General features: G+C 47.9%; 22 protein-coding genes. 6 read left to right on the top strand and 16 right to left on the bottom strand.

Features of this window, described 5'->3' with window-relative positions; genetic code table 11:
* Positions 1 to 13: 13 nt before the first annotated feature.
* From BLW49_RS22095 to BLW49_RS22065, 7 genes are all read right to left on the bottom strand, one after another.
* Positions 14 to 2,236, bottom strand: a complete 2,223-nt coding sequence (locus BLW49_RS22095) for a glycoside hydrolase family 88/105 protein (RefSeq protein WP_090726920.1) — start codon at positions 2,234 to 2,236, stop codon at positions 14 to 16.
* A gap of 54 nt (positions 2,237 to 2,290) precedes the next feature.
* Positions 2,291 to 3,583 carry a Gfo/Idh/MocA family protein gene (locus tag BLW49_RS22090; RefSeq protein WP_090726918.1) on the bottom strand — a complete coding sequence of 431 codons (1,293 nt, stop codon included), beginning with the start codon at positions 3,581 to 3,583 and terminating at the stop codon, positions 2,291 to 2,293.
* 1 nt (position 3,584) lies between these two features.
* Positions 3,585 to 6,878, bottom strand: a complete 3,294-nt coding sequence (locus tag BLW49_RS22085; RefSeq protein WP_090726916.1) for a glycosyl hydrolase — start codon at positions 6,876 to 6,878, stop codon at positions 3,585 to 3,587.
* Positions 6,879 to 6,992: 114 nt separating this feature from the next.
* Complete coding sequence (locus tag BLW49_RS22080; RefSeq protein WP_076315101.1) at positions 6,993 to 8,531, bottom strand: extracellular solute-binding protein; 1,539 nt, start codon at positions 8,529 to 8,531, stop codon at positions 6,993 to 6,995.
* A 32-nt stretch (positions 8,532 to 8,563) separates the two neighbouring features.
* Complete coding sequence (locus BLW49_RS22075; RefSeq protein WP_090726914.1) at positions 8,564 to 9,448, bottom strand: carbohydrate ABC transporter permease; 885 nt, start codon at positions 9,446 to 9,448, stop codon at positions 8,564 to 8,566.
* Positions 9,449 to 9,496: 48 nt separating this feature from the next.
* Positions 9,497 to 10,483 (bottom strand): ABC transporter permease, encoded by a 987-nt coding sequence (locus BLW49_RS22070; RefSeq protein ID WP_090726912.1) that lies wholly within the window; start codon positions 10,481 to 10,483, stop codon positions 9,497 to 9,499.
* Between the two features lie 340 nt (positions 10,484 to 10,823).
* Positions 10,824 to 13,232 carry a helix-turn-helix domain-containing protein gene (locus BLW49_RS22065; protein ID WP_090726910.1) on the bottom strand — a complete coding sequence of 803 codons (2,409 nt, stop codon included), beginning with the start codon at positions 13,230 to 13,232 and terminating at the stop codon, positions 10,824 to 10,826.
* Positions 13,233 to 13,561: 329 nt separating this feature from the next.
* On the opposite strand from BLW49_RS22065, the gene BLW49_RS22060 reads away from it, so the two are divergent.
* From BLW49_RS22060 to BLW49_RS28580, 3 genes are all read left to right on the top strand, one after another.
* Positions 13,562 to 14,923: a dipeptidase gene (locus BLW49_RS22060; RefSeq protein ID WP_090726908.1), complete on the top strand. Its 1,362-nt coding sequence runs from the start codon at positions 13,562 to 13,564 to the stop codon at positions 14,921 to 14,923.
* A gap of 1 nt (position 14,924) precedes the next feature.
* Positions 14,925 to 15,200, top strand: coding sequence for a hypothetical protein (locus BLW49_RS22055; protein ID WP_090726906.1), 276 nt, complete (start codon positions 14,925 to 14,927; stop codon positions 15,198 to 15,200).
* Between the two features lie 97 nt (positions 15,201 to 15,297).
* On the top strand, positions 15,298 to 15,486 hold the full coding sequence (locus BLW49_RS28580) for a hypothetical protein (protein ID WP_143042147.1): 189 nt from the start codon (positions 15,298 to 15,300) through the stop codon (positions 15,484 to 15,486).
* A 112-nt stretch (positions 15,487 to 15,598) separates the two neighbouring features.
* Here BLW49_RS28580 and BLW49_RS22050 read toward each other — a convergent pair whose 3' ends face one another.
* The 4 genes from BLW49_RS22050 to BLW49_RS22035 all read right to left on the bottom strand — a co-directional run bounded on the left by BLW49_RS22050 (position 15,599) and on the right by BLW49_RS22035 (position 18,260).
* Positions 15,599 to 16,201, bottom strand: coding sequence for a hypothetical protein (locus tag BLW49_RS22050; RefSeq protein ID WP_090726905.1), 603 nt, complete (start codon positions 16,199 to 16,201; stop codon positions 15,599 to 15,601).
* A 154-nt stretch (positions 16,202 to 16,355) separates the two neighbouring features.
* Positions 16,356 to 17,321: a phosphotransferase family protein gene (locus BLW49_RS22045; RefSeq protein WP_090726903.1), complete on the bottom strand. Its 966-nt coding sequence runs from the start codon at positions 17,319 to 17,321 to the stop codon at positions 16,356 to 16,358.
* An 81-nt stretch (positions 17,322 to 17,402) separates the two neighbouring features.
* Positions 17,403 to 17,669 carry a hypothetical protein gene (locus BLW49_RS28575; RefSeq protein ID WP_143042146.1) on the bottom strand — a complete coding sequence of 89 codons (267 nt, stop codon included), beginning with the start codon at positions 17,667 to 17,669 and terminating at the stop codon, positions 17,403 to 17,405.
* Positions 17,670 to 18,038: 369 nt separating this feature from the next.
* Positions 18,039 to 18,260, bottom strand: a complete 222-nt coding sequence (locus tag BLW49_RS22035; RefSeq protein ID WP_047913631.1) for a helix-turn-helix domain-containing protein — start codon at positions 18,258 to 18,260, stop codon at positions 18,039 to 18,041.
* Between the two features lie 270 nt (positions 18,261 to 18,530).
* Between BLW49_RS22035 and BLW49_RS22030 the strand changes: the two genes are divergently transcribed.
* Genes BLW49_RS22030 through nagA form a run of 3 tightly spaced genes read left to right on the top strand, consistent with a single transcriptional unit; the run spans position 18,531 to position 21,299 of the window.
* Positions 18,531 to 19,388, top strand: a complete 858-nt coding sequence (locus BLW49_RS22030) for a MurR/RpiR family transcriptional regulator (protein ID WP_076315094.1) — start codon at positions 18,531 to 18,533, stop codon at positions 19,386 to 19,388.
* 6 nt (positions 19,389 to 19,394) lie between these two features.
* Positions 19,395 to 20,120, top strand: a complete 726-nt coding sequence (gene nagB / locus BLW49_RS22025; protein ID WP_076315093.1) for a glucosamine-6-phosphate deaminase — start codon at positions 19,395 to 19,397, stop codon at positions 20,118 to 20,120.
* On the top strand, positions 20,121 to 21,299 hold the full coding sequence (gene nagA, locus BLW49_RS22020; RefSeq protein WP_090726899.1) for an N-acetylglucosamine-6-phosphate deacetylase: 1,179 nt from the start codon (positions 20,121 to 20,123) through the stop codon (positions 21,297 to 21,299).
* An 89-nt stretch (positions 21,300 to 21,388) separates the two neighbouring features.
* Here the strand turns inward: nagA and BLW49_RS22015 are convergent, their stop codons facing one another.
* From BLW49_RS22015 to BLW49_RS21995, 5 genes are all read right to left on the bottom strand, one after another.
* Complete coding sequence (locus tag BLW49_RS22015) at positions 21,389 to 22,204, bottom strand: YhcN/YlaJ family sporulation lipoprotein (protein ID WP_076315091.1); 816 nt, start codon at positions 22,202 to 22,204, stop codon at positions 21,389 to 21,391.
* 281 nt (positions 22,205 to 22,485) lie between these two features.
* Positions 22,486 to 23,430, bottom strand: a complete 945-nt coding sequence (locus tag BLW49_RS22010) for a DUF4340 domain-containing protein (RefSeq protein WP_177178823.1) — start codon at positions 23,428 to 23,430, stop codon at positions 22,486 to 22,488.
* Positions 23,430 to 24,815 carry a GldG family protein gene (locus BLW49_RS22005; RefSeq protein WP_076315089.1) on the bottom strand — a complete coding sequence of 462 codons (1,386 nt, stop codon included), beginning with the start codon at positions 24,813 to 24,815 and terminating at the stop codon, positions 23,430 to 23,432. Before BLW49_RS22005 ends, BLW49_RS22010 begins: the two co-directional genes overlap by 1 nt.
* 5 nt (positions 24,816 to 24,820) lie before the next feature.
* A complete protein-coding gene (locus BLW49_RS22000; RefSeq protein ID WP_076315088.1) occupies positions 24,821 to 25,531 on the bottom strand; it encodes an ABC transporter permease subunit in 711 nt (236 codons plus the stop codon).
* A complete protein-coding gene (locus BLW49_RS21995; RefSeq protein WP_090726896.1) occupies positions 25,528 to 26,562 on the bottom strand; it encodes an ATP-binding cassette domain-containing protein in 1,035 nt (344 codons plus the stop codon). The genes BLW49_RS22000 and BLW49_RS21995 overlap by 4 nt, the downstream gene beginning before the upstream one ends.
* Positions 26,563 to 26,711 lie beyond the last annotated feature (149 nt).

The following is a 26,711-nucleotide window of genomic DNA, read 5'->3' as shown; positions in this document are numbered from 1 at the left end:
GGTTGAGGTTCAATTAATGTTGTCCTGATACCGCAAAAGCATCTGAATCTGCACTCTCCCTAAGTGCAACCTGCATTCTTAAAGCTTCTACCCCTGCGAGCAGTACAATGCCGATTCCGTGGGTATCATTCAGGTTCCAACCGAGATCATCCTTGTAGTAGGAAGCCGTGAAGGAATATCCTGACCCTCTGCAGACTCCATATATATTCCCTTTGTAGTCGATAGCGATCCGGGTGAGTCCCTCCCAGCCCCTTAACACGGAATCCACATACTTGCCCGCATCCTTCAGCCAGCCAAAACGCACGCCTTTGGCATAAGCGTATATAAACATTGAGGTACAGGAGCTCTCTTCATAGCTGTCCGGACGATTCAGTACCTGATGCCATAGACCGTTTTCTCCTTGCAGGGCAAGATATCCTTCACATAAATCACGGTAGAACCCAAGCAGCTCGGACCGCTTCTCGTGTGTCTCTGGCAGCATTGTCAGCAGTTCTGTCAGTGAAAACAGCACCCAGCCATTGCCTCTTCCCCATGGGATGCCTGTTGCGCTTCCTCTGACAAAATCATAAACATGTGACATGATCTTCCGTTCTGGAATATAGAGATATTGCTTGAACAACAGAAACTGCTGGACGGCATCCTCAAGATAGGTGCTGTCGCCAGCCAGCTTGGCGTACCGCGTCAGAAACGGAGTGCTCATGTATAGATCATCACACCACATCGTCTCCTGTCTCATCTCTGCTGCTCCTCTTCTTCGGAAAAAAGCCCCGTCCGGCAGACGCTCTTGATCTTCCCTCATGTATTTGGCAATTCGATCCGCCGTGTCCCTGCCGCCTGGAATAGAAGCCTGCTCCATGGCAAACAGCATCGTTGCTCCAAAGGATCCGCAGTCATCGAGACTATCTATAGCGGACAGCTGATTGTTAATACCTGCTGCACCATAAGTCGCTCTGTCCCATAATCCATACTTATCAAATGACGTGCTGAGCGAAATATGCTCTACCGCATAGCGGACATACGCTTCCTCGCCCAGCTCAAGCCCGGTCTGCATCAATCCGAGCAGCGTCACACCGAGTGGATAATTCCATTTCCCGTAATGTGTGCTCTCCAGATAAGGCCGAATGACTGTATTCGGAAGATCAATACGGTAGTATACACCTCTAGTATCGTCACCATGGATTCGGTTCACTTCTTGAACGGTGCTCAGCTGCGGCTCGTTCGAAGGATCAAACGGCCCTAAATACAGCCATGAATCCTGACTGCCTGCCACCCGATAAGGCAAATTCCAGCTCACCCCGCTGTTACGTCCGAAGTCCTTGAGCTCAAATCCCCACCGTGCAGCCGCTGCCTCTGTATTGGTCCCTTTTGCGATGAGCTGATGGGCTCCGAATATCCGTGGAAGCTTCAGGTCGATCTCGCCGGAAGTACTTGAAGCATAGACTTCTTCACCATCGACATACAGCGATAGAGCCCCGTCATGACGCCCCTTAATCCGCACCGGCTTGCCCTCGGGCTGCTTGACGTGGAAGGTGCTCCATGCATAAGCCGTCTGCGCTGCCTCCAGCCCGTACATTCTGCCGAACACTCCTTGATCCAGCTCCTCCTTTGTCCAGCTTTGGCGAGGATACCAGATGAGATCCGTGTCCTTCTCCTTCATTCCAAGTCTAGGCAGCTCCTGCTCCGGATTGGTGAAGAACTCTGAGTACATCCATCCCTCCTGATCGTTACGATCAGCGCTAGGATTGATGAAGTGCAGCGGGAAATTTTTAAAGGATCCCGTACCAAACACACCGCCAAAGCCTACATCGGTCTTCACAAACTGAAGTACAATATCATTCCAGCCATACTGAACGGGAACAGCAAGCGGCCAGCGTCTGTCGGGAAACAGCTCCTGATGAAGATCTGATTTGAAGAACAGCTCCCCATTTACGTATATGGTTACCGGGCTATAGCAGCTCAGGCTCATATTGAGCTTGGTTTCATTCGGATTCTGACTCCACAGCTTCCCCCATATAAAGGCATAGCTTCCTGACGGTGCATCCGGCAGACGATCATTCAGATTCATTTCATATCTATAGTCAGGCAGACGGTTAAAGCCAGCTTCATTATACGCCCTGAACAAGAAGGACTGCTTCGGATTATCACCGATATAACGCTGCGCAATGGTGGACAACACATCCTCTATAGCATCGTGAGTGCGGCTTGCAATGGACTCATTTTCGTGAAAATAACGCATCTTATCCGCTCCTTTATTCTGATATAGATTAACTGCACGAGACGATCACAGGGATCAGTTATAAAACTTAACGAGATCATTGATCTGAACAGGCAGTCCTGTGCGTATGGCTCTATTCGCCGCAATACCTGTCAGAATGGACCTTGCACCGTCCACATGATTCGCTGCACGATGAAACGGATCCTCAACTGGCTCTCCGAACAGATCGTTAAGCAGCACCGGGTCACCACCGCCATGGCCTCCTTCGCCTTCCTCTACCTCGACACGATAAGGGGCATCAAACATAGGATACACGGTGATGTTATGTCCCTGAAGTGCGCCTTCAATGGCTCTGTCACCACCGGCATTCACATAGGACTGCTCGACGATATTCATCTCAATCCGGCCTTTGCTGCCATTAAAGGCAATTCGGTACCCTTCCCACGGCATATAGGCATTTAAGGAATATGTCAGCACAGCACGGTTCTTGTATTTAACGAGAACGCCCATCGTGTCTTCTATACTGATTCCGTCTCCGAACACATTCTGATCACGCTGGTAGCCGTCCTCGTGCTCAGCATCGAAATACATGGCCTTTAATCCCTCGCTTTGATCCAGGTGCAGCGCAAACGGGTCCTCCTTGGCATTCGCATGACCGGTTGCTCTCGGATAGTCATGACGCTCACCGCGTTTCTCGGCATTTTCCTTGCCATAGAAGAGCAGGTCCCCGAAGGCAAATACAGTCTCCGGCTGTGAGCCAATCCAGAAATTGACGAGGTCAAAGTGGTGTGTTGATTTATGTACCAGCAGACCTCCGCTGTTTCGCTTATCCCGGTGCCATCTGCGGAAATAGTCGGCCCCATGCTGAGTGTTCAGCAACCATTCAAAATGTACAGAATGCACGTCACCGATTGTACCGTTCATAATAAGCTCACGAGCTTTGGTATGATGAGGAGCATAGCGGTAGTTGAAGGTCACTCTCACGTTTCGTCCGGTCTTCTCCACCGCATCGAGTATCTCCTGGCACTTCTCTTCGTCAACAATCATCGGCTTCTCTGTAATGACGTCGCAGCCAAGCTCCATGGCTCGAATGATATAACGATGATGTGTCCGGTCAATACTCGTGACGATGACATAGTCCGGCTTGTGCGCCTCAATCATTTCGTCAAACTGATGATCCTTGTAGGTAGGAACCTCGTGATATCCGCACTGCTCTGTTAATATTTGATTCGCGTAATTCATCCGTGTCTGATTCGTATCGCAAAATGCCAGCAGCTCCGACTGCTCCCGAAAATCTTTGGCCAGTGCCGTATAGAAAAATCCAGCTCTTCCGCCCGTACCGACAAGTACATACGTTTTTTTGCTCATATCAAATTCTCTCCTTAGACAGCGATTTTGGCTTGCGATAACGTTCCTTCACATTTCTGAGCGCGTGCTCATCCTGATCAAAATACGCTCCTTCGAGCAGCCCGATCAGCGTTCCCGTCACACTCACTTCGATTTCATTCTCTCCATCCTTCAGGATAGAGGTGCTTCCGGTCCATTGGTACGGCGACCATGCTCTTACACCGAGTGAATGGCCATTTACACGGAGCTCGACCACATCTTGAATCCGGAAATCGTCGAAGGTAAGCTCGAATTTATCGGTATTTTGAATGGCTGGAGCTGAGTACATAAAGGTACGGCGATAACGCATAGTGCCCGCATAATACGGATACCCCTCCACAGGCTCCGGCTGGAGAATGGCAGTCTGGTCTGGTATATCCTGAAGTACAAGCTGTTCACCCACGTAATAAACACCAAAGCTGCCCGAGAGCATCAAAGGATCCAAAAGCCCGTCATCGTCATTCTCGATCCGAACCTCAACCACAATCTTATTGATGCCTTCATAGAGGTAAGCCCCGATGCTCGCAGCGATGTTATTGTGATCGGTAATGTTGACGGACTTAAATTCGTCCCCCGTAAGCCTTCTTCCATTCACATCAAGGGTATACTCACCATTAATGGCATACCGGTCAAAAAAGAGCAGCGCATGGCTCAGCTTCGTACGGCAATCGAATTCAGTGACATATCGAGCGTACAAAGGATAGGCCAGCTGAGCCTTTTTCGGCGTACCGAATACTTGATCGAACCTAATGGGCAGCCCTTCGCTGCCCCATTCAGCAACCTGGTCAATGAAGGGTTTGGCTGTAACTTGGGCGCCACGGAGATGTACCTTGCCATCCGCATCCATAACGGTCAAAGAGAACTCGCCGAGCCTTAATTTATTCTCCTCAGCGGCCTTCAGCTCCCAGGCTCCGGATAAAGGAATCAGCACTTCCTGACAGCATCGATTCGATTCCGTTACCGCCTTCACTGCCTGAATAGGAATATCCTCTGGCTTAGGACTCCTTTCGATCAGATAAGCTTGTGCTTCGTAAGGAGCCAGCTCGATAGATCGTTCATACCCGCTTACCATACCTGTTTCCGAATAGAGCGGTGTAATTGCAGCCGGTGCATCTTCACTTCCCGTCTCCAGCGATATTTGCTTCATCCTAATGTGGAGCTGATCTTGTGCGTCATCTGCGGCATCGCCTCTGTCCACTCTCGCCTTAAATTCCTCCGCATTTATCCGCAGGTTTGCGCTGATTAGCTCTCCTTCCTGATTCGTTACAAACAGAAGCGCCTGATCATCAGATATCCACCGAATCTGCTGAAGCACTGCTAACGGGTCCTCCTTCATTTCTAAAGTGACGAATTCAGGGGCCCACTCATCAAGCAAAGGCAGCACATCTCTGGTAAAAGCCTTCTCCAAGCCCTCATCGGTACGGATAAATCGGGCATTCTCCGCATCCAGAAGCACTTCGATCTGTTCCTTCCCAGGGCTGGCAGCCTGAATCATTTCATTCGGAAGTCTGCCGATGGAGATCACTTTGCCGCCAGCCTGTACGTAAGTGCATAGCTTCTGCCATGGTTCTGCCTCCAGATTGTTGAGCGGCGGTAATATCAACACATCGTAGCAGGCTTCACCAATCCGGATCTTACCATCGTCCACGGTGCTGCTTGCTAACAGCTCTGGGTCGAGATGATCATAATCCCGGCGATGCTTAAGCAGAAGCGTAGTCAAAGTAAGCCAGTCGTGCTTAAGCTGTTCGAGCTCCTCCTTCTCCTCCTCGTCGACACCTGCATAGCTGAATCCATGCAGCGGATTCCCCATTAAGGTCCAGAAGGAGGTTGTCGGATCCAGCACAGCGATTCGAATATCTGCATGTCCCTCAGACATCAGATAGCTGATTCGCCCCACATAATCGCCCAGCTCACGGAAATACGGCCAATAGGGGTTCTGTACGAACTGTGATGGGGGAGCATCATGCTTCGCAAGACCGCCAATCGTATAGAAAAAGGCATGAAAATTATAAAAGTTCGTACCCAGTGCCGCCATTCGGTCAATCATCCACTTGGCATCCTGCAATGTCATGGACCAGCCCACACTGTGGAAGCATTCAATCATATTCCGCTTTCTCCCCAGCTGTCTTGCGAGCGAGCTGACCATCTTCGGATTATCCCGCATCTTGAGTCCATATCGGTCAAGGATATAGGACAGCGATCTTCCGATCTTCTCGTGCGCCGAATCTCCACCGGGAAGATGACTGTACAGCTGTGTCGTCATTCGGACGGAGGGAACCTCTGCCGCATACTGTATTCCCGTCCGCTCACAGAAATCATGGGCCTGCTTGTGCACCGATTGTCTGAGCAGCAGATGAACCGATTGAAAGTAATCGTAGCGGATTCGAGCGGCATCTCTTGCATCTCTGCATATCAGTGCCGGCAAGTGCTCCAGCAGATCATACCCGTTCTGTGACTTGAAAAAAGCAGGCAGCTGCGATGACCACGGTATGCGGCCCAGCGGCGCAATTTCGTCCGTGAATATCCCTTGGATGACACCCCCAAACTCTTCACCCAATTCTGCCTCATACCGTTCATGTGTCAGCTCAATGAATCGTTTCATCGCCTTTTCATTCATGGGATCTACAAAATTACCATAATATTTAAAATCCGTCATTTCCTTCTCCATGAAGATGATCATTTCCCAATCTCCCGCCGGAGGAGCCCATTCAAGCTGAAATGCCGTTTCATAGGTAAAAAATCGCTTACGATTATAGGAGGTCAGACCCGTCTCCTGATAGACCTGCTCAAGCTGAACGTTCCCGATGAATTTGCGAAGATCAATCGTTTCTTCCCATACACGTCTGCCACTCTCATCCAGACGAATGGCCTTCGCATACAAAATTACAGCCCATGGCAGAGTCCAGGACACTTTTTCCCCACTGGAGATCTGTCTCGTGTAATGCTCCAGCGTACGCTGCTTCGCCTCCGGCATTTCGAGAGTGACCTCGCCTCCTGCCATCCCACTCGGGTAAGGATACTCATCGTATAGCCACACATGGAGTCCGTATTTCTTCGCCTCACTCACCGCAACCTTTACCTTGTCAAACCAAGCCTGTGACAGATAAGGAATGGTCAGCCCCTGTCTTGCGCAGATAAAAAAACCGCCAACACCTTGCTTTGCCATTTCGGCAATCTGGAATGCAATTTGCTCGTCATCCATCTCCCCATTCCAGAACCAAAAGGGCTGCACTCTGAATTCGTTACCCGGATTCTGGAACGTCTGTGACACCAACATAAAGCCACCTCCTCAGTAAGGTTTTAATTCCGTTCGAATTGTTCATGAGCGGAAAAGGAGAGGGGGACATCCCGCTCTCCTCATCTATGATTGCTGCTGGCTAATGAAGAGCTCTTACTGTTTAACCTCAGCGTACAGCTTGTTTACTTCCTCGATATATTCCGTACCTCCGTTTGCCTCCCATAGTTCGAAGGCTTCCTGCAGTCCTTGTTCATCAATCTGGCCGACAATAAACTTGGTACGGGCATCATTAATAATGTTGTCGAGCTGAGGTCCCTTTTGCGCATACACATCCGAGATTAGAGGCTCGCCCGGGTTAGGAATGACGATCTCTTCATTTGCCTTCTGAATTTCTGCAACCTTCTGACGGACTGGTGTCTGCTCTACGCTGAGACCCCGCGTTTCCGGAATGAACATCAGGATCTGATTCGTACCATTCAAATCGCGCAAAATCTGTTTATCCGTACTCGGTACGATATAGTCCTCTTTCTTCTCATAGTGCGTACCCTCGATGCCTGAACTCATCAGCATCTGCAGCTCTTCCTCGTTCAGCTTGTCTAGGAAGGTCAGCACTTCCTTCAATTCTTCTTCTGTCTTCACACCGCTCTTCGAAATAGCAATCATTCCGGAGTAGCCCGAGGTCGGCATATCTCGATGCCCTTCAGGTCCAACCATAGCAGGCAGCACGTCGATGGCTCCCGTCGCATTTGGATCCTTCTCCAGCACCTTCTGATCAATCCGCTGAGCGTTATCCGCTACGTCGACCATAACACCGCCTTTTCCATTGACCATCAGATCCGGCATCTTCGTTGCATCCATAACTGCAAAATCCTTGTTGACGAGTCCTTCCTCATACAGCTTACGGAAGAACTTGAGCGCTTCCAAATATTGTGGAGTCTTGTGAGCCGGAACAAGCTGGCCGTTCTCATCCTCACCCCAGCGGTTCGGTGCACCAAACCACACCGACATGATATCCCAAGGCCCATTGAATTTACTTGCAATCAGCCCGTACGTATCCTTCTTCCCATTGCCGTCCGGATCATTCTCCGTGAAGGCCTTCATTACGTTGTAAAATTCATCAATGGTCGTTGGTGCGCTGAGCCCCAGATTATCCAGCCAATCCTTCCGGATGGTAACACCGTTACGCCCCAATACCCGTGCACGATATATTCCATACGTCTTCCCATCAATCGAGGCATTGTTCAGAATAATCTCATTCGCTTGGGACAAGTTCGGATAATCCTTCAGATAAGGACCCAGCTCCCAGAAGGCACCGTTGCGTGCGGCATTGATGAAGCTTGGCGATTTACCGAGAACAACCATGACATCGGGCAGCTTTCCCGAGGCCAGCGTAATGTTGAACTTGTCTTCATATGAGCTGCTAGGCACCCACTGAAATTCCAGCTCTGTATTCGTCAGCTCCTCCAGCTTCTGAATGACGGGATTATCGGCAGCCGGCGTTTCCGCTTCAAAGTTCGGTACCATAATACCAAGCTCCAATTTGCCTGCGGCTTCTCCTCCGGATGAACCGGACTGCGCCTGCTCACCGTTGCCGTCCGGCGAGGATGAGCAAGCGGCAAGCATCGCCGCCACAAGGAACGAAGTGCTTAGAACTTTGATTGAATGCTTCACAGACTTCTTGGCTTGTTTCATAAACAGTACCCCCATTGAATAGTTTATTTGGATTAACCCTTAATCGAACCAAGCAGCATGCCTTTGGCAAAGTGCTTCTGAAGGAACGGGTAAACAAGCAGAATTGGAATCGTGCCAACCACGATGACCGCCATCTTAATGGATTGCTCCGGAGGCTGAACAAAGCTCGGGTCCATGTTGGCCATATCTCCGGCTGTGCCCTGCGAGAGCAGCACGATCTGTCTGAGCATGACCTGCAGCGGCCACATGGCACTGTCCGACAGGTACAAGAGCGCCGAGAAGAAGTTATTCCAATGCCCTACTGCATAAAACAACGCAAACGTAGCAATGACCGGCTTGGAGAGGGGAAGAACAATGCGCCAAAATACACCGAGATCTGTACAGCCGTCAATCCGTGCCGCTTCTTCCAGTCCGGCAGGCAGCTCTTGAAAAAAGTTTTTGACGACAATCAGGTTAAAGGCGCCGATGGCACCAGGTAAAATCAAGGACCAATACGTATCCAGGAGACCCAGCTCTCGAATGACCAGATAGGTCGGAATCATCCCTCCTCCGAACAGCATGGAGAAGATGACGAGATTCATAATGACATTCCGTCCCCAAAAATCCTTGCGGGAGAGCGGATACGCCATGGTTAGTGTGAACAGCAGATTAACGAGTGTTCCGACAACCGTAATATATACGGAGTTACCAATGCTCTTAAAAATCGTAGATGATGAAAAAATGTACTGATACGCACTAAAGGAAATATCATGTGGAATGAGAAAGAAGTTTCGTGCCGTGATTTCGGCTTCCGTGGCAAATGAGTTGCCGATGATATATAGAAACGGAAGCACCGTGACAATCCCGAAGATGCTGAGAATCAGGTAATTAAATACGTCAAAGACTCGTCCGCCCGGCGTATTAAACCTTTTGTCCATCTACTGTCCCTCCTTTGCAAGAGTCATGTTATTGGCAGATATTTTTGTCTAGTAGATGCCGGAGTGGCCGAACTTCTTGGCGAGCTTATTCGCTCCAAGAATGAGGATAATCCCTACGACCGACTTGAATAATCCGACCGCTGTACTGTAACTGAATGCCCCTTGAGTAATACCGACCTGGTATACGTAAGTATCGAACACATCAGCAACATCGCGGTTAAGGGAGTTGGTCATGAGGAAGATTTGCTCAAATCCAGTATCAAGGAAGTTCCCCAGACGAAGAATGAGCAGAATAATGATGACATTACGGATGGCCGGCAATGTAATATGCCACATCCGGCGAAAGCGTCCGGCGCCATCCACAATGGCAGCCTCGTACTGTTCGGTATCTACACCTGCCAGCGCGGCTAAGAAGATAATCGTGCCCCAGCCGACTTCCTTCCACAGCATCTGAATAATAATGAGCGGTCTGAAGGCATCCGGATCAGATAGAACATCGATAGGTGTGCCTGTGATCCAGGCGATCAGCTCATACAGAACTCCACCGTCCGGTGTAAGAAAAACATACGTAATACTTGCGATAATAACCATGGATACAAAATGCGGAACATAGACTAACGTTTGTACGGTTCGTTTAAACCAGGATTTTGAAATTTCATTGAGAAGTAAGGCCACAAGAATGGGAGCCGGGAAGAAAAATACGAGATCATACACGGCCAGAATCAGGGTGTTGCGCAGCAGCCTGTAGAAATCAGGATTTTGGAAAAAGGTCGTGAAATTTTCGAACCCAACCCATTCACTTTCCCGGATACCGAGAAAAGGCTGATAATCCTGAAAGGCAATGACGATTCCCCACATTGGCGCATATTTGAATACAAGGAAGTATAGAAGTCCAGGCGTGACCAGCAGGTATAACCATTTGTTGCGTTTCAGCTGGGACAGCCATCGTTTTCTTGCATTCCTTTTAATGTCCGCCTTCGTAGGAATTTGAGAGCCGTAACCGACGATTCCCGGGATCTGCGAATCATTTTTCATAGACGTCTCCTTTCCATTTTCTTTCGTTCATTTTGAAAGCGTTATCAAAATGTATGATCCTTACTTTATCCAACGTTTTGCGTTTCCGCCAACATTCATTTTTTGTTCCGCCCCTCCAAATCGGCAGAAATGAACGTCATAACAGCGTTTTGAGATGCTGATAAAATCGGGGGTTTTTATACGATTGAACTTTTTTGCCTGAATTACTTTTTTTGTAAATTGGATAAAACCTTGTGTAACCACACATTAAAAATGGATTCGCACTTATAAAAAAGCTCTACTTATCCACCGAATGAATCCAACGAGGACAAGTAGAGGCTTTCTATTCTTCAGCACACTGCTATTGATGCCATTGATCGCGATATTGACCCGGCGTCATTCCTTCCTGCTTCTTAAAAATCCGGTTAAAATAGCTGTGCTGATAACCAACTCGGTCCGCGATATCATTCATTTTCAAATCTGTTTCTCTCAGCAATTCCTTCGCTGCCTCAATCCGTTTGTAAGTCACATAATCAATAAAATTGATGCCTGCTACCTGTTTAAATGCTTTACTGAGCGCATAAGGGGTCATTCCCTCTTGGTCTGCACAGCTTTCCAGCGATATGTCTGTCATGTACTGCTCGTCGATACGCTGCATCGTTCGGTCAATAACAGGCTTAAGCCCAGCATGAGATCTCTCTTCCATGTAGCGGATATAAGGAAGAAATACTTCTTGTCTCATCCACTTCTCAATCGGAACCCGTTCCTTCAAGGATGCAATCTCCTCATACAGATTCCTCCCCTTGAACAGCTGATGAGAGGGAACTCCGGACTGAAGCATCATATGAAGCAGGCTCGCCAGCAGCTGAAGCATCGTTTGCTGTAATTGGTACTCGGTCGTATGCGGCTTAATGGCCTCCTCCATAAATTGTGACAAGATACGCTCCGCCTCTTCCATTTTGCCTGTACGCACCGCCTGGACGATATCACGCTCAAGGAGGAAAGGGTAGCTTGACTCTTCTATTTTTTGAAACTGCATCTCTTCATCCAGATCCAGAAGCTGATTCAGATCCTCAATGCTTCTAAATGCTTCTGCCTGCTCCAGCTCCAGGAATCGTGCCGGGAGCTCGGATACCAAGCCCGCTGGCCGGCTGATCAAGATCGTTACATTCATCTTCATGATCCGGTTGATCACCAGCATCAGCTCATCTCCCCACACAAGGGCAGCGGACTTCAGTGACTCCTCATTCGTGCCCGTAAGGAGCACAGCCGCGGACAGATCATGAAAATTCAGGACTGCAGCCTGCTCAAACCGCTGTGCGGCAAACTCTTCAATAATATTTACGGCTGCAAAAGTGACAAGTCCTGTGTCCTGCTCGTTGAACCGACCGTTTAGATTCGAATAGCCCGTCAGCCGCAGCTTCACCAGCAAAAATTGGCGATCCTCTACCTTGAACCCGAGATCCGACATCTGTTCAATGAGATATGCTTCTGAATGGGACGATAGATGCCCTTGAATCAACTGCATAACGAAGCTTCCACGCAGCATAGGCAGCTGATCATCCAGCTTGCGTCTTGCTCTGCTTCTTTCCGTAAGAAGATCGTTCCAATAAGTTTCAAGTAATTCAAACTCGTCATGATGCAGCAGTGTTCCTTGAAGTCGCTCCTTTTCATTCGTACCCAATACACCGAGCAGCCGCTCAATAGGTGAATACATGCGCCGCGAGGCCAGCCAGGATAATAATATGGCAATAAGCAGACCGGCCGCGCTGACCATTACAATGAATTTGGATACCGACAATAAGGGTGCTGTAATATCCGTTATCGGAGCGGCGGATACATAGACCCAATCAGAGTCAATGCGACTGAGCTTACCATAAGACACCGAATAGGTTGTATTTTCAAAGGTATACAAAAAAGAACCGTTATTACGCTCCAGGTCGACCTGCTGCCTAATCTGCTCGTTCAGCTCACCGGAGGAGGCCCCTTGATGATCACCACTGGACACCAGCACCTCTCCGCTCTTATCCAGCAAAAAGGTCGAGCCTTGATCATAAGGAGTAAGCGTTTTCAGAATGCTTCTGACTTTATCATTATCTAGCGTCACAATAAGGGCTCCGAACGGTGCCGTGCTCCCTCCAGGAATTTTGTGTACCAGTACCAGCGCTTCATTGGGGTCCGTATGCAACAGCTCTTCAGCCGTGTTCTCATCGCCTTCGGGCAGGAGCTGTCCTGGAAGCCTGTCTGTCCAGTACACCTGACCGCCGCCCATTAAATATTGGTGATAGGAATGGATCAGCTGTTCATCAGACAACTCTCCATAAGAGCGGTTAAACAAAATCGGCTTCGGCTCATTCAAATAGAGCTGTACCTTATCGATTAACGGATGTGAGCCCTGTAACACATACAAGGTTGTAACAATATCCTCCGTTTGATCAAAATGATAAATGTAATCCATATCCTTTAATTCTTCGCCGAATCGAGGCTCAAAGGCCCAATGGGATAATCCAAGCTCCATATATGAGAATTGATCAGCAATGTTCGCCGCCCGGTTACTGATCTGATTCTGATGCAGCCGGCTGAATTCCTCCTCCATCTGGGAGATGACCAGCCAGTAGATGACGATTCCTGTAATTAATCCTGGGATGCTCGCGATGAGCAGAATCGTAATAAGATTCTTCCGATAGTACCGGCCTTTGAAAGGCCGCTTCTTCTCACTAGGTAGTGGATCATATTCTTTCTCTCTCGAAAACACTTGCTGCGGATTCATGAATCACTCACCTGCCCGTTTCCTATGAAGTTTACTATACGATTTGAATCAATTTTATAGCTCATTATAAAGATGAATATTGGAACTATATAGACAAATTAATGTTATTATGAAATTTATTCTGTATTAATTTATTAATGATTTTGTAAATGTTTTAAATATTCTCTGTTTGCATTCGCTGTCCCCCGTTCATTTCCTGCTAGCTTAGCGGAATTCCGTATCTTATCCCGGAATAATTTCGTATTCTGCCAAAAAGAGTGTAAAATAATAGGGCAAAGCAATATATCATTGCTGCTGTTTATGATGAATGAAGGAGGATGAATTTAACAATGAGCGTTGATTATAAAGCATATTTTGCTGAACATCGCGAAGCACATATGAATGAATTAAAGGAATGGCTTGCAATTCCAAGTATTTCTGCTCTGTCCGAGCATAAAGGAGATGTCCTGAAGGCGGCAGAATGGCTGGCTGACAAGCTGAAGACAGCGGGGCTTGAGCATGTGGAGATTCACCCTACGCAAGGTCATCCTGTTGTTACGGCAGATTACCTTCATGCAGAAGGGAAGCCAACTCTTCTGATCTACGGTCATTACGATGTGCAGCCAGTCGATCCGCTCCATCTGTGGCAAACACCGCCTTTTGAACCGGATATTCGGGACGGTAAGCTGTACTCCCGCGGAGCTACAGACGACAAAGGTCAATTATTCCTGCATGTGAAGGCTGTAGAGGCGATCTTGAAGCAGGAAAAAGAACTGCCTGTAAACATTAAATTCTGTATTGAAGGGGAAGAAGAAATTTCAAGTCCAAATCTTCCGCTATACTTGGCAGACAACACGGACAAGCTTGCAGCTGATGCGATCCTGATCTCCGACACCTCGCTGCTGGCTCCAGGCAAGCCTGCGATCTCAACAGGACTGCGCGGACTGTGCTCTATGGAACTGTCACTAAATACGGCAAACACGGATTTGCATTCCGGATCATATGGCGGTGGCGTCCCGAACGCACTTCATGCCATGGTGTCACTGCTTGCTTCCCTGCATGATGCACAAGGACGTGTTTCTGTAGATGGTTTCTACGAGGGTGTGCAAGAGTTAAGCTCTGAGATGCGCGAAGAATTTGCAAAACAACATTTTGATGAGGATCAGCTGAAAAAGGATCTGGGGCTTGACGCTCTGTTTGGTGAAGAAGGCTTCTCCTTCGTAGAACGTGTAGGCGCACGTCCAACCCTGGAGCTGAACGGTGTATGGGGCGGCTTCCAAGGGGAAGGCAGCAAGACGGTCATTCCGAAGGAGGCCCATGCCAAGATCACGTGCAGGCTCGTCGCAGATCAGGACCCTCAGAAGGTGCTCGACGCGATCGAAGCCCATCTTAAGGCACATACGCCGGTGGGAGCACAGCTCTCCTTTACTCCCAAGGAAAAAGCATTTGCCTTTAACATTGATCCAAGCCATCCATTCCTGCAAAAAGCAGCGGATGCCTTCGAGAACGTCTATGGCACACGTGCTCTATTCACCAAAGACGGGGGATCAATTCCGATTGTTGAGAAGCTGTCCAGTACCCTGAACGCTCCTGCTGTCATGATGGGCTTTGGCCTGCCGGATGAGAATCTGCATGCACCGAATGAGCATTTTAATCTGGAGAACTTTGACAAAGGCTTGCTGACAATTGTTGATTATTTGAAGCAGATCTAAGGTGGATTACATAGGACCTGGGGATGAAGTGCGAATTGAGAGTGTTGCTGCAGAGGTGAAAAGGCGTGTTGGATGCGTTGCTTTGGAGGTGGAAGGCTCGCTTGGGGGCGCTCTGTGGACGGATTGGGTTCCGATCGTTGTTGCCGTCAGACTTCTTGATTCTACTGTGATTACAAGGTTGAAGTCTGACGGCAAAGACGAACGCTCCGCTTCTTCACTCCAATTCCGTCCTCTTCGCTCTTCGGCTCGCCTCAATGGGTTTAAGATAACACCTTAAATGGCTGGAGCCCCAATCCTCTGCGTGGGGGGCGGGGCTCTGTGAGCGGGCTGGCTGATTTACAGCCCGCTCTTTTTGTGTTGGCGGTGCTTCGGAGATGGAAGGGCTCAATTGGGGCGCTCCGTGGACGGATTGGGTTCCGATCGTTGTTGCCCTCAGACTTCTTGATTCTACTGTGATTACACGGTTGAAGTCTGACGGCAAAGACGAACGCTCCGCTTCTCCACTCCAATTCCGTCCCCTTCGCTCTTCGGCTCGCCTCAATGGGTTAAAGATAACACCTTAATTGGTTAGAGCCCCAATCCTCTTCATGGGGGATGGGGCTATGTGAGCGGGCTGGCTGATTTACAGCCCGCTCTTTTTTTGGTGGTGATGCCGCTGGGATTTCATGGCTGAATTCAGTTTTTACGCCGCTTATATAATACAACCAGTAGAGTTACAGCAAGCATGGCAGCAATAATCACCAATGTCACACTCCAAATCGAGCTTGTTCCTCTATCCTTATGCACGATGGGCGTTTCCGAAGTATTTTTTTCAGGGCTTGCATCTGCTACCGGCTTATACCCTGCTCCAAGTGCGACCAATTCTTCCTGTGCAGTGTCAAGCTGTTTTGTCCCTTCACACAGACCGGTCTTGAGCTGATCATAAGGTCCATAAGCAAAAACGATATATTCTTCATCAACTTCGAATCCTTCATAACCGCAGCTTTCTGAACTTGTTGCAGTGTATACGGTGGCTTCTGTACCTAGCTCTCCTTTCCACACATTCATAACTTCAAATTGTGCTGAGACCGGTTCTGCGGAAGACATAATCATTCCTTGGTTCGGTCGACTAAGACTGATCAGCTTTCCTGTAAAAATTGCCGTCTTCCGACTCAACTGTTCTTCCATGCTGACAGGGCCAGCACAAGAGCAGGCATGAGCTGTTGAGGGCATTACAGAATGAGCAAGACCAAGCAGGATTAAAAAACTCAGAAGGCATATTGTTAATTTGTTTCTCATTCAGATCACCCCGCGATCTAATCTTCATTTTGTTGGATTAGACGCTGTGATAAAATCAATAGTTCCATCAATCTTTTTCACGTAAAAAGCCTAAATCTAAAAGTTTCTCTTAATCGTTACTCTTCCGCCTTAAGATCATGTATCTGAAATATGATCATCCGTATTGCCGAATAAATTGTTCCCAGCTTTGAACAAGATTATCTGAGGCCCATTTTAAATAATTGGTGTCTGTGTAACCCCGGTAGGCACATTCCACACACAAAATTAAATCAAGGTACACATCATACAGCGCACGCCGCTTATGTTCCGCCTCAGTAACAACATCCCTGCCATACCCTACACGAAAATCTGTAACTTCATTTTTATGATTAAAATGGTACTCCATCAGCGGATCTCCCCAAAAAGCACGTTCAAAATCAATCAAGCCTGAAATTTTGTTACTTTCAATCATCACATTCCCGTCCCATAAATCCCAGATGATAAGCCGGGGCTCTGTCACTTCATCCAATGCGTCGGCAAGTCTGTACATCGCTGCACGCATTTCGTTGCCAGGAACAGGCAGTTTCACGCCACGCTCTTCCGCGTCGGCAAAATGATCATCCAGCATTAGAAAAAAAGCTTCACGCCAAGTTGATTTTCTTCTCTCCTCTTGTGCGTAATAGCCAAATCCATCTCCCTTGATTTCATTCATCTCACGATTGTATGCGCCCAGCTGCTGATAAATCTCCGTTAATGTGCTCTCCGAGAGTTCATTTTTGATCTTGTTCAAAGACTGCCCCGGAATATAGCTCATCAGAAAATACTCAGACTCGATTATGCTTTTTGTAGCATCATGATAAATGACCCGTGGCGCAATGGGGAATCCTGAAGATTCCAACAGCCGCAGCACCTCAACCTCCGCACGCATCAAGTTACGCTCGTAACGCATGAAGGAGTCCGTGCTTGCTGCGATCTTCGCTACGACCTTCGTATCATCCTCCAGGGTGATGAGATAAGCTGAATTTGCCCAGCCTTCAGTAAGCTCCTCTGCCAGCTTAAGCTTTCCGGTATTCGTAAAAGCAGCTGAACATATCCTTTCAATCTCCGTACGATTCAACTTCAGTTTAGTAGTGCTTTCCATAGTGACAGCCCATCTCCTTATTGTTATGTATAAGTATTGAGTGCGCTTTCTTTCTACCTATCTAATTATGTACTATAGCGATTACAGGACAGAGAATAAAGGATTTCTGACGCTGCCCTTCTCGGGAATAAGCTGTTTTTGAGATGAGAACGACTTTTGGCTTTTGCTTGGACCACTGCTTCTTCGACCTACCCGCGTCCAAGCAAAAACAACCGGAGTGAGCAGCACAAAAACAGCGTTCCCCCTCGCTCCAAAGCACCCTCCATGCGCAACATCTAACAGCGTTCCCCCTCGCTCCAAACTACCCACCACACGCAACAGCCCTTCACTCTCAGACTGGTTGCTCACCTAGGAGAGCAACCACGTCCCCCTCCTCCACACCCCAGAGGAGATGAGGATTTCTGACGCTGCCCTTCTCGGGAATAAGCTGTTTTTGAGATGAGAACGACTTTTGGCTTTTGCTTGGACCACTGCTTCTTCGACCTACCCGCGTCCAAGCAAAAACAACCGGAGTGAGCAGCACAAAAACAGCGTTTCCCCTTCCGCCAAAAGTACCCAACACTCGCAGCTTCTAACATCATTTCCCCTTCCACCTATGTATAACTCCAGTCAGCCCACGATCTCATCTCCTCTAACACAAACGGAAGCCCTCCTCTCTCATCCAATTCGGATGAGCGAAGAGGGCCATGACGAAAACGAAAGAACTCCGTGTCTTCGTCAGATTTTTAATTCTCCTAACTTGATCAATTCCACTACCGCTTGTGAACGACCCTTAACATTGAGTTTTTGCATGACATTAGAAATGTGGTTTCGGACTGTTTTCTCGCTGATAAAGAGAAGTCCTGCAATGTCGCGTGTCGTTTTGTCCTGCACCAGAAGCTCGAATACTTCGCGTTCACGGTGGGTCAACAAAAATTTGCTCTTGTGGTCACCCTTCAATGTTTACCCCTCCTTGCCCGGGTTTGTATGGTGTAACAAGGTTAAGGGATACAGTCAAATCATCTTATGTAAAATCACCTATATTGGTTCAATCTGCGGAAAAAAATGGGCTAAAGATCAAACTTCAAGTACATGCTAGTAAGGCTGAGGAAATGTGTGGCGAACGGTTGATTTTGCTCTGTATTTTGATTAAGATGAAGTTATACAAAAATAATTTTCATTAAAATTAATATATTTGTGAAATTAATTTTCTAACAAGGCGGATGAGTTATGACGACAATACTTAATGCTCTCTCCAGAGAGCTCGATCAGCTTCCTTCCCAGGAGCGCCGGATTGCAGAAGTTATTTTGGCATCTCCCGCTGAGGTGACCGGGTTATCGATTAAGGAACTAGCTGAGAACAGCGGTACGAGTCCTGCAACGGTAACCCGTTTTTGCAAATCTCGTCATTTCAGAGGTTTTCCCGACTTTAAAATGAAGCTGGCAGCGGAAATTTCCCAGCCTACAGGGGTTACGGCTTATCAGGATATTGTCGCGGGAAATTCACTTACTACAATTATAGAAGCAATTGAGGCGAACCATCTCGCTTCCATTACGGATACTACCCGATTACTTGATCATGAACGCCTGGAGGATGCGATTAAGCTCTTATGCGGCGCTAGACGCATTGATCTGTACGGTGTAGCAACCTCATCCATTGTAACGCAGGACTTTTATCAGAAGCTGATCCGTATTGGCGTTTCCTGTACTGCTTTTTCCGATGGACATATGCAGGTCACTTCGGCCTCTTCATTGGGTGAGCAGGATGTTGCATTTGCCGTGTCCTATTCGGGTGAAACACAGGATACGATTGATGCACTCCGCTGTGCCAAAGAGAACGGAGCCCGCACCATCTCTCTGACCTCTTACGGACACAGTACACTGGCCTCTATTGCAGATATTCCCTTGTTCACCTCTTCGCTGGAACAAGGTATGCGCAGAGGAGATATGGCCTCTCGGATCGCACTCCTTCATGTGATCGACATTATTTTTACCGGCATGGTTAGTCACGACTTTGATCGGTTTGTCCCTAGATTGAATGTGTCCTATGAGCAAGTGCAGCGAACCAAACTAAGAAATGAAGGGTGATCTCATATGAATATTTGGACTTTTGAACATGAACATGACTTGAATGCAACCGGTGCCGGCATTATTGCCGCTCTTCTGCAATCCAAGCGTAAGGCCGTATTGGGTCTGGCAACCGGCAGTTCCCCTGTCGGTATATATAAGGAGCTCATTCAAATGTACAGCAAAGGACTCGTCAGCTTTGCCCAAGCTTCCTCCTTCAATCTTGATGAGTATGTAGGGCTTCCTGAGGATCACCCACAGAGCTACCGCAGCTTTATGAATGAGCAGCTGTTTAACCACATTGATATGAATATGAATCTCACTCATGTACCCAATGGGAATGCAACTGACTTGACGGCGGAATGCGCTCATTACGAACAGCTGGTCAATGATCACGGCCCTGTCGACATTCAGCTGCTAGGCATAGGACATAACGGGCACATTGGATTTAATGAACCTGGAGCCAGCCTGACAAGCGGAACTCATGTCGTTGATCTCAAAGATGAAACCCGCAAGGCGAATGCCCGATTCTTTGATTCTCCGTCTGATGTACCTAAGCAGGCTATGACGATGGGCGTCGGTTCTATTCTCAAAGCGAAACAAATCCTTCTCGTTGCCCGCGGTGAAGACAAGGCAGAAATTATTCGTACAGCTCTGACCGGTCCTATCACAACAGAGTGCCCTGCATCCTTGCTTCAGTGCCATCCGAACGTTATTGTACTGTTAGACCGTGGTGCAGGGAGGCTGATGTAATTGCTTACTAAAATATACGGAAATGTTGTTACCAAGGACTGCATAATTGAGGATGGTGTCGTTGTCATTGAAAATGATACTATCGTGTACGCAGGAACCCATGCAGCTCTACCTCATCGCTGGAACGAAGGGGACATAGAAACGTTCACAAGCGAGAATGGATATATTGTTCCCGGCTTCATTGATATCCACGTTCATGGCGGCGGTGGTGAGGACTTTATGAACTCAGATGAGAACGTACTCAATACAATAACGTCTTACCACGCTTCTCAAGGAACCACGACGATGCTTGCTACAACCATGACTGCACCTAAAGATTGGATCGAGAAGGTGCTCAGCGAAGTGAACAAATACCGTGCCAAAGAGATGCCTTACGCACAGCTTGCAGGAGTTCATCTTGAAGGCCCTTTTATTAGTTCAAAATGGCCCGGAGCACAAAATCCGGAGCATATCTCGTTACCGAATGTAAATTGGCTGATCTCTTGGGAACAGCAATATCCCGAACTCGTTCGGCAAGTAACGCTTGCTCCTGAACAACAAGGTGCGCATGAGGTAATCGCATGGCTCAAAGAAAAAGGAATTATTGCGGCATTGGGTCATACCGATGCAACTTATGAAGAAGTCGAAGCCGCTGTTGAAGCGGGACTCCACCATGCTGTTCATACCTTCAACGCGATGACACCTCTTCATCACCGCAAACCAGGGGTAGCCGGTGCTGTGCTCAGTGATGAACGGATCAGCGCCGAAATCATTGCAGACGGAATTCATGTCCATCCTGCCGCAGTCTCTCTTCTTGCTCAGTTAAAAAGCAGACTGCAGAAGCTGGTACTCATTACGGATGCCATTTCGGCAACAGGTCTTGAGGATGGAAATTACACCCTCGGTGACCTGCCGGTCATCGTCAAGGATGGTGTGGCTCGTTTAGAGGATGGAGTTACCCTAGCAGGCAGTACACTTACAATGATTCGCGGGTTCCGCTTCCTCGTGCAGGAGGCCGGGCTCAGTATTGTAGAAGCTTCGCAGGCAGCTAGTCATAATCCAGCCGAGCTTCTGGGCATATTGGATGCTACAGGTACTATTGATCAAGGGAAGCAGGCGGATCTGCTGCTGCTCGATGCCTCACTTGAGCTTAAACAGGTATGGATCAAAGGACGTGCGTTAAGCACGGACAGTAGATAATGAAGCAAAGCAAGGCGTTGTCCCTTAGAGCATCTCTCTGGAACAACGCCTTTTTTATATTCATTCCCCATAAGCTCTTCTATTCTGGATTAACGATTATTGTTGTTGTCAATCATGGTTCCGTTCGTCGGGAACAAACGATCCATCATGGTTTGAAATTCATCAATAAATCCGCTGATCGGTCTTCCCTCGGCTACATCGTTAACATAACCTTGAGCACGACCTACAAAGTCTGCATTAGCTGAGATGTAGACATTTTTCACACCTGGAGACATTTTTTTGATCTTCGCTGTGATCTTTTTCTTCATTTGATCAGATACTTCTTCTTCGGCCTGGTCATGATCATTCATTTTAGTATACGTTGTCGGACCTTTGGTATCATTCATTCGTACATTGTTCGGATTAAACAATCCGCCTGCTCCTCGAGGACCGTTCGCAGAATCTCCAAGCATGTTGCTCTGGGAATAATCATTGGTGAGTCCTGGAGCGATACCGCTTGTTGTATAAGGAGCTCTTGTCCCGGTCTTCACTCCCATGCTGCCGAGGTCCTTGCTCTTCATATTACGGTGATTGTGGTGTCTTGTGCTTTGCGGCTGGACCCCGTCTTTGAGCGATACCGCAACATAAGCGTTACGATCAGTAAGGAGAACATAAGCATTTCCCACTCCATCCATATCAGATATAGCCTGTGATAACTCATCGCTGTTTCTGAGATTATCGGTACGATGAACACTGTTCGCATTAATTCCGTACCGATTGTTATAATCGGCGTTGTTGTTACGCACATTATTGGTATTCAAATCATGATTATCCGTGTTCGTGCCACAGCCTGTTAGTCCAGACATGACAAGTAAAGCGGTGGATAAAGATAACGTGATTGCTTTTGTTTTGTTCATTCCTGGCATTCGTTCATCCTCCATTTCAAGTGTAGGTTAAGGTACTCCATTAAGGTGTACAAACGAGCTAACCTATATGCTGAAAGGATTTGGAACCAACGATGCGAGGGATGAGGATGTGCGCTGCTGTATTCACCCTTAAATGAGAATCATACAATAGCAGCGCTTCAGGAAAAAAAGGAGAACTGCCATCAGCGATCAAAGGAACAACGAGATGAACTAAAGATCAGAGTTCATTTCTATTGTTCATTCGAAAGGGCAATTCTCCGTGTTATAGTATTTAATCTGCTTTACTCCGTATCCTCATCATTTACTTCTGCATCGCTGCTCAGCAGCTCTTCTGCTCTATCCTCGATTTCTTGAATCGCATCTGACGCAAGAACATAACTAAGCGAATCCTCTGCTGTCTTGACGAAAATGACACCTGGCTCTGATGAATCCGTCCAGCCTTGATACACTCTGTTCGTACCGTCCTTGAATACAGCTGTCAATGTAAAAGCAATCTGAGCCTGATTGGCATCAAGCCGTTTGAGCACTTGATCTGTCGCCGTATTTTTCGTTAGATTCATTAAGGAATCTGCTCCAGCCAGCTCAACACTCTTCCCGTTCATGGTCCAGCTGTTCTCTTCATCAGTAGTACGCTTCAGCACCCATGTGGAATTTTCGCCTTCCCACTCCAGCGATGCCAGCTGGTCATTGTCCCATTCAAAAGGTGTGGTATCCATAAATTGAAGCGGAGTGAGCATCAGGCTTGAAACCTCGGCCTCACTGACAGCTGCCACCAGGCTTCCATCGATCTGTACATAATTATCTTCTCCTGTAGGCAACATATGACCAACGGCCAAGGTGAATTCAGTGCCATCCTGGGCTGTCATGACGATCCCATCTCCTGCAAGGTCAAGGCCATATTTCTCGATATCCGTTGGTTGATCCTCGATTACCTTCGTCATTTCAGCTGCACGGAGTGCTTCCAGCCAGTTGTCTACCGCATAGCTGTTCACGGGGTATGCTTCCGGCTGTGTCATGACCCAGCCATCCTGCTCTTTGGTCAACTGGACTTCTTCCCCTCCAGTAATAACACTGAATTTCTCGATTGCACTAGGATCAAAGGTACTGGTATCTATCAGCTTGCGCGCCGTCTCCGGTTCTTCCTTGAAATAGTTCTGGGAATGAGCGAAGATCCAGCCGCCTGCCAGAATAACGAGCAGCAACAGAGTAGGAATGAATTTCTTCATTATCTTCTCCGCCTCCACCATAATAGAATACCTGCTATAACAAATAACAGCGGGAATAAAATGACCGCAATAACAAAGATTCCGGAGCCTTGAGAAGGTGTCAGATATGCCAATTCATAGCCCGCCTGCTCTTTGGGTCTGATTGTAACACCGTTCTCCTTCTCAGCCAGGTAATTTACCGTGTTCAGAATAAAATCACGATTCCCGCCCGTTGAGAATTCGGAATCCTGAATAAATGTGGTTGCACCCAGAATAACTGCCTTTGGCTTGCCATCCTTTGTACTTATGGCATATCCCACATCTACAGGTCCCTGCAGATCGGCCTCCGCATCATTATCCGTATCGTTAACAAGAAGTCCTTCTACATTCGTCTCCCCATAACTGCTCTCCGAAGACTGCACAATCGGAGCGACCGTCCATTTGTCCTGCTCGGTGGCGCTGAGTCCAAGAGTCAGTGAAAACACAGGGGTTAAGTTATTCTCAATCAGCTTATCCGTAATGGGATGAGACTGAAATACCGGCATCGACCACAGCGGTCCCATCGACATCGACTGTTCCGGGTCGACCATTACCGCATGTTCGTTATGGACTCCGTATTGCTCAGCGAGCGCATCAATATTAGGCCAAGCGGTATTCATATTTTCATGAAAAGCCATCGTAAGCAGCAATTTCCCGCCATTGTCCATATATGATTGTATCTGCTTCATCTCTGAATCCGTCAAATCGTTTTGCGGTCCCAGAATGGCCAGTACATCCGTCCCTTCCGGCACAGCCTCTCCATCGGCAAGAGATATTTTTTCTGTCTCAACATTGCCTTGATTCAGGGATGACTGAAAGCTTGTTGCGAGAGACAAATCCAGCTCACCATGCCCCGTAAGAAGGGCCACTCGGTGCACCTCGTCCGAAGAGAGCGAATTCAGTGCCTGCGTCAGCTTCTCTTCCCCAGAGAATAGATAAGAGCCTTCTGTCTCACCGGAAGTGAAGAGATCAATCATAGGAACAACCTGCTGCTTGTCTCCTTGAACAAGTACAATAGAGCTTGCCGTAAGACCGTACTGCTGGGCCAGGATGGGCTCGTTCTCCAGATTGTAATGCTCCACTTTCAATTTATTATTTCGTTTACTGTATTCATCAACAATATCCTGCACTTCCCTGTTCAGCAGCTCATCACTGGAGGAATTTACGGTGAAGACCAGCATTCTAACGTCTTCTTCTACACCCTCTATAGCCTCCAAAGTTTGCTCAGACAATGTATTCTGCTTGTTCGCAGTCAGATCAAGCTGGAAGCCGCCTAATGAATTCAGGAACAACGTGAGCAATATAAAAATGCCGGTCACGGCAATGGATATAACAGCACTGTTCGTATGATTCAACCATTTTTTCATCTCTCTTACCTCCACCTTTTCCGCTCGACGCCTTGAATGCTGAACGTGAGGAATAAGGCTGTCAAAGTAAGATAGAAGATAACATCCGCTCCGCTTATGACACCCTTTGTGAAATTCATGAACCGGCTCGATAAAGAGAAGGGTTCAAGCCACGCAGTAATTGCCGCATTTCCGCCGAAAGAATCCAGCATCCATAATACAAACAGAATAATAAAGCCGGCTACTGCCGAGACCATCTGATGCTGGGATAACGAGGAGGCAAACATTCCGATCGCCATCATCGCCGCACCGAGCAGGAAGAGCCCCAGCGCAGATACCCACACTGTCGTCTCATTGATATCTCCATAGAAGGACATCAGCAGCGGATAAGTAAGACTGCACAATATAAGAGCCAAGAGAATGACCAAGCTTGCCAAATACTTGCCGAACACAATCTCCATTACACTTGAAGGAGAAGTCATCAAGAGCTCATCTGTACCCTGCCGGAACTCCTCCGCGATCAGCCGCATGGTCAGGAGAGGGATAACATACAGCAGCAGTGACAGCGTATCCCCCAGAACAAGCCGATAATCGACGATGCTTGGCTGATAGTAGACAAAGCTCATAAAAAACAAAAAACTCGACAGCAAGACATACACTGCAAAGGCAAAATAGGTGGTTGGAGCGAGGAAATAGGACTGCAGCTCTTTGTAAAATATAGCGAGCATCCGTTTCATGAACCCTCACTTCCCTTCTGCGCTTCCAGCTCTTGTTCAGGTGCAGAGACAGGGAGTGAGCCATCCTCCCCGGAATTCACTTCTCCGGCTTCATCTGTCGTCAGCTTCTGGAATATCTCTTCAAGGGACTGATCCTGCTTCTTCAACTCGAGGATAGGAAGCTCCGATCTCGCCAATAAATAAAATAATTCTTCTCGATAATCATGATGAGCAGAGGCATTCAACTCTAATCGGACGAGGCCGTCCTCTTCCTGGTGTGAGCTAAGCTCTACCTTCTCCTCCAAACTTTCTCCCCAGGTTTGGATCAACGGGACGACCGTCTCCGATTCCCCCTTCACAGTGAGAGAAACGTGAAACGATTGATTCATTGTACTGCCGATCGATGCAGGAGACCCATCCATCACCAGCTGTCCTTGATTAATGATCAGCACTCTGCTGCAAAGGGTGCTCACCTCGGGCAATATATGGGTACTAAGCAGTACGGTATGATTATCGCCGAGCTCTCTGATGAGATTACGAATTTCCATAATTTGATTAGGGTCAAGTCCTGATGTCGGTTCGTCGAGCACAAGCAAGTCCGGCTTATGTATAATGGCACCAGCCAGTCCTACTCTCTGCTTGTATCCTTTGGACAAGGTCCTGATGATCTGACGTTCTCGCCCAGCGAGTCCTAGTCTTGATAACATTTCGTCGACTCTCCGCGTTTGTTCTCTCGCTGGCACATCTCTCAGTTTAGCTACAAATTTCAAGTATGAAAGAATCGACATATCTGGATACAAGGGAGGCGTCTCGGGTAAATATCCGATTCGGGACCGGACTATCTTACCTTGCTCATGCACGGATTTACCATCGAGAAGCACTTTCCCTGCTGTCGGCCGCAAATACCCGGTAATCATACGCATGGTTGTCGTTTTACCAGCACCGTTTGGACCTAGAAAACCGACGATCTCACCCCGTTCCATCGAAAAGTCCATATGATGTACTCCCCTGTGGCTGTCGAACGTCTTGCTTACCTGATCTAACCTCAGCACTTTGGATACTTCCTTTCTATATCAATTCAGACCTAAGCATGATCCATACTAAGCATAGCCATCCAACTATAAACATGGCTTAAATGAATTTAAAAGAATCCTTAAAAAAATATGTCCAAATTGTGAACGAGTAGTTCTCAGCCCACACT

The sequence above is a fragment of the Paenibacillus sp. PDC88 genome (genome assembly GCF_900106725.1).
In the GTDB taxonomy this organism is placed as follows: Bacteria; Bacillota; Bacilli; order Paenibacillales; family Paenibacillaceae; genus Paenibacillus; species Paenibacillus shunpengii.
Note: the sequence above shows the minus strand (reverse complement) of the source record. Positions and strands in the feature narration are given on the sequence as shown.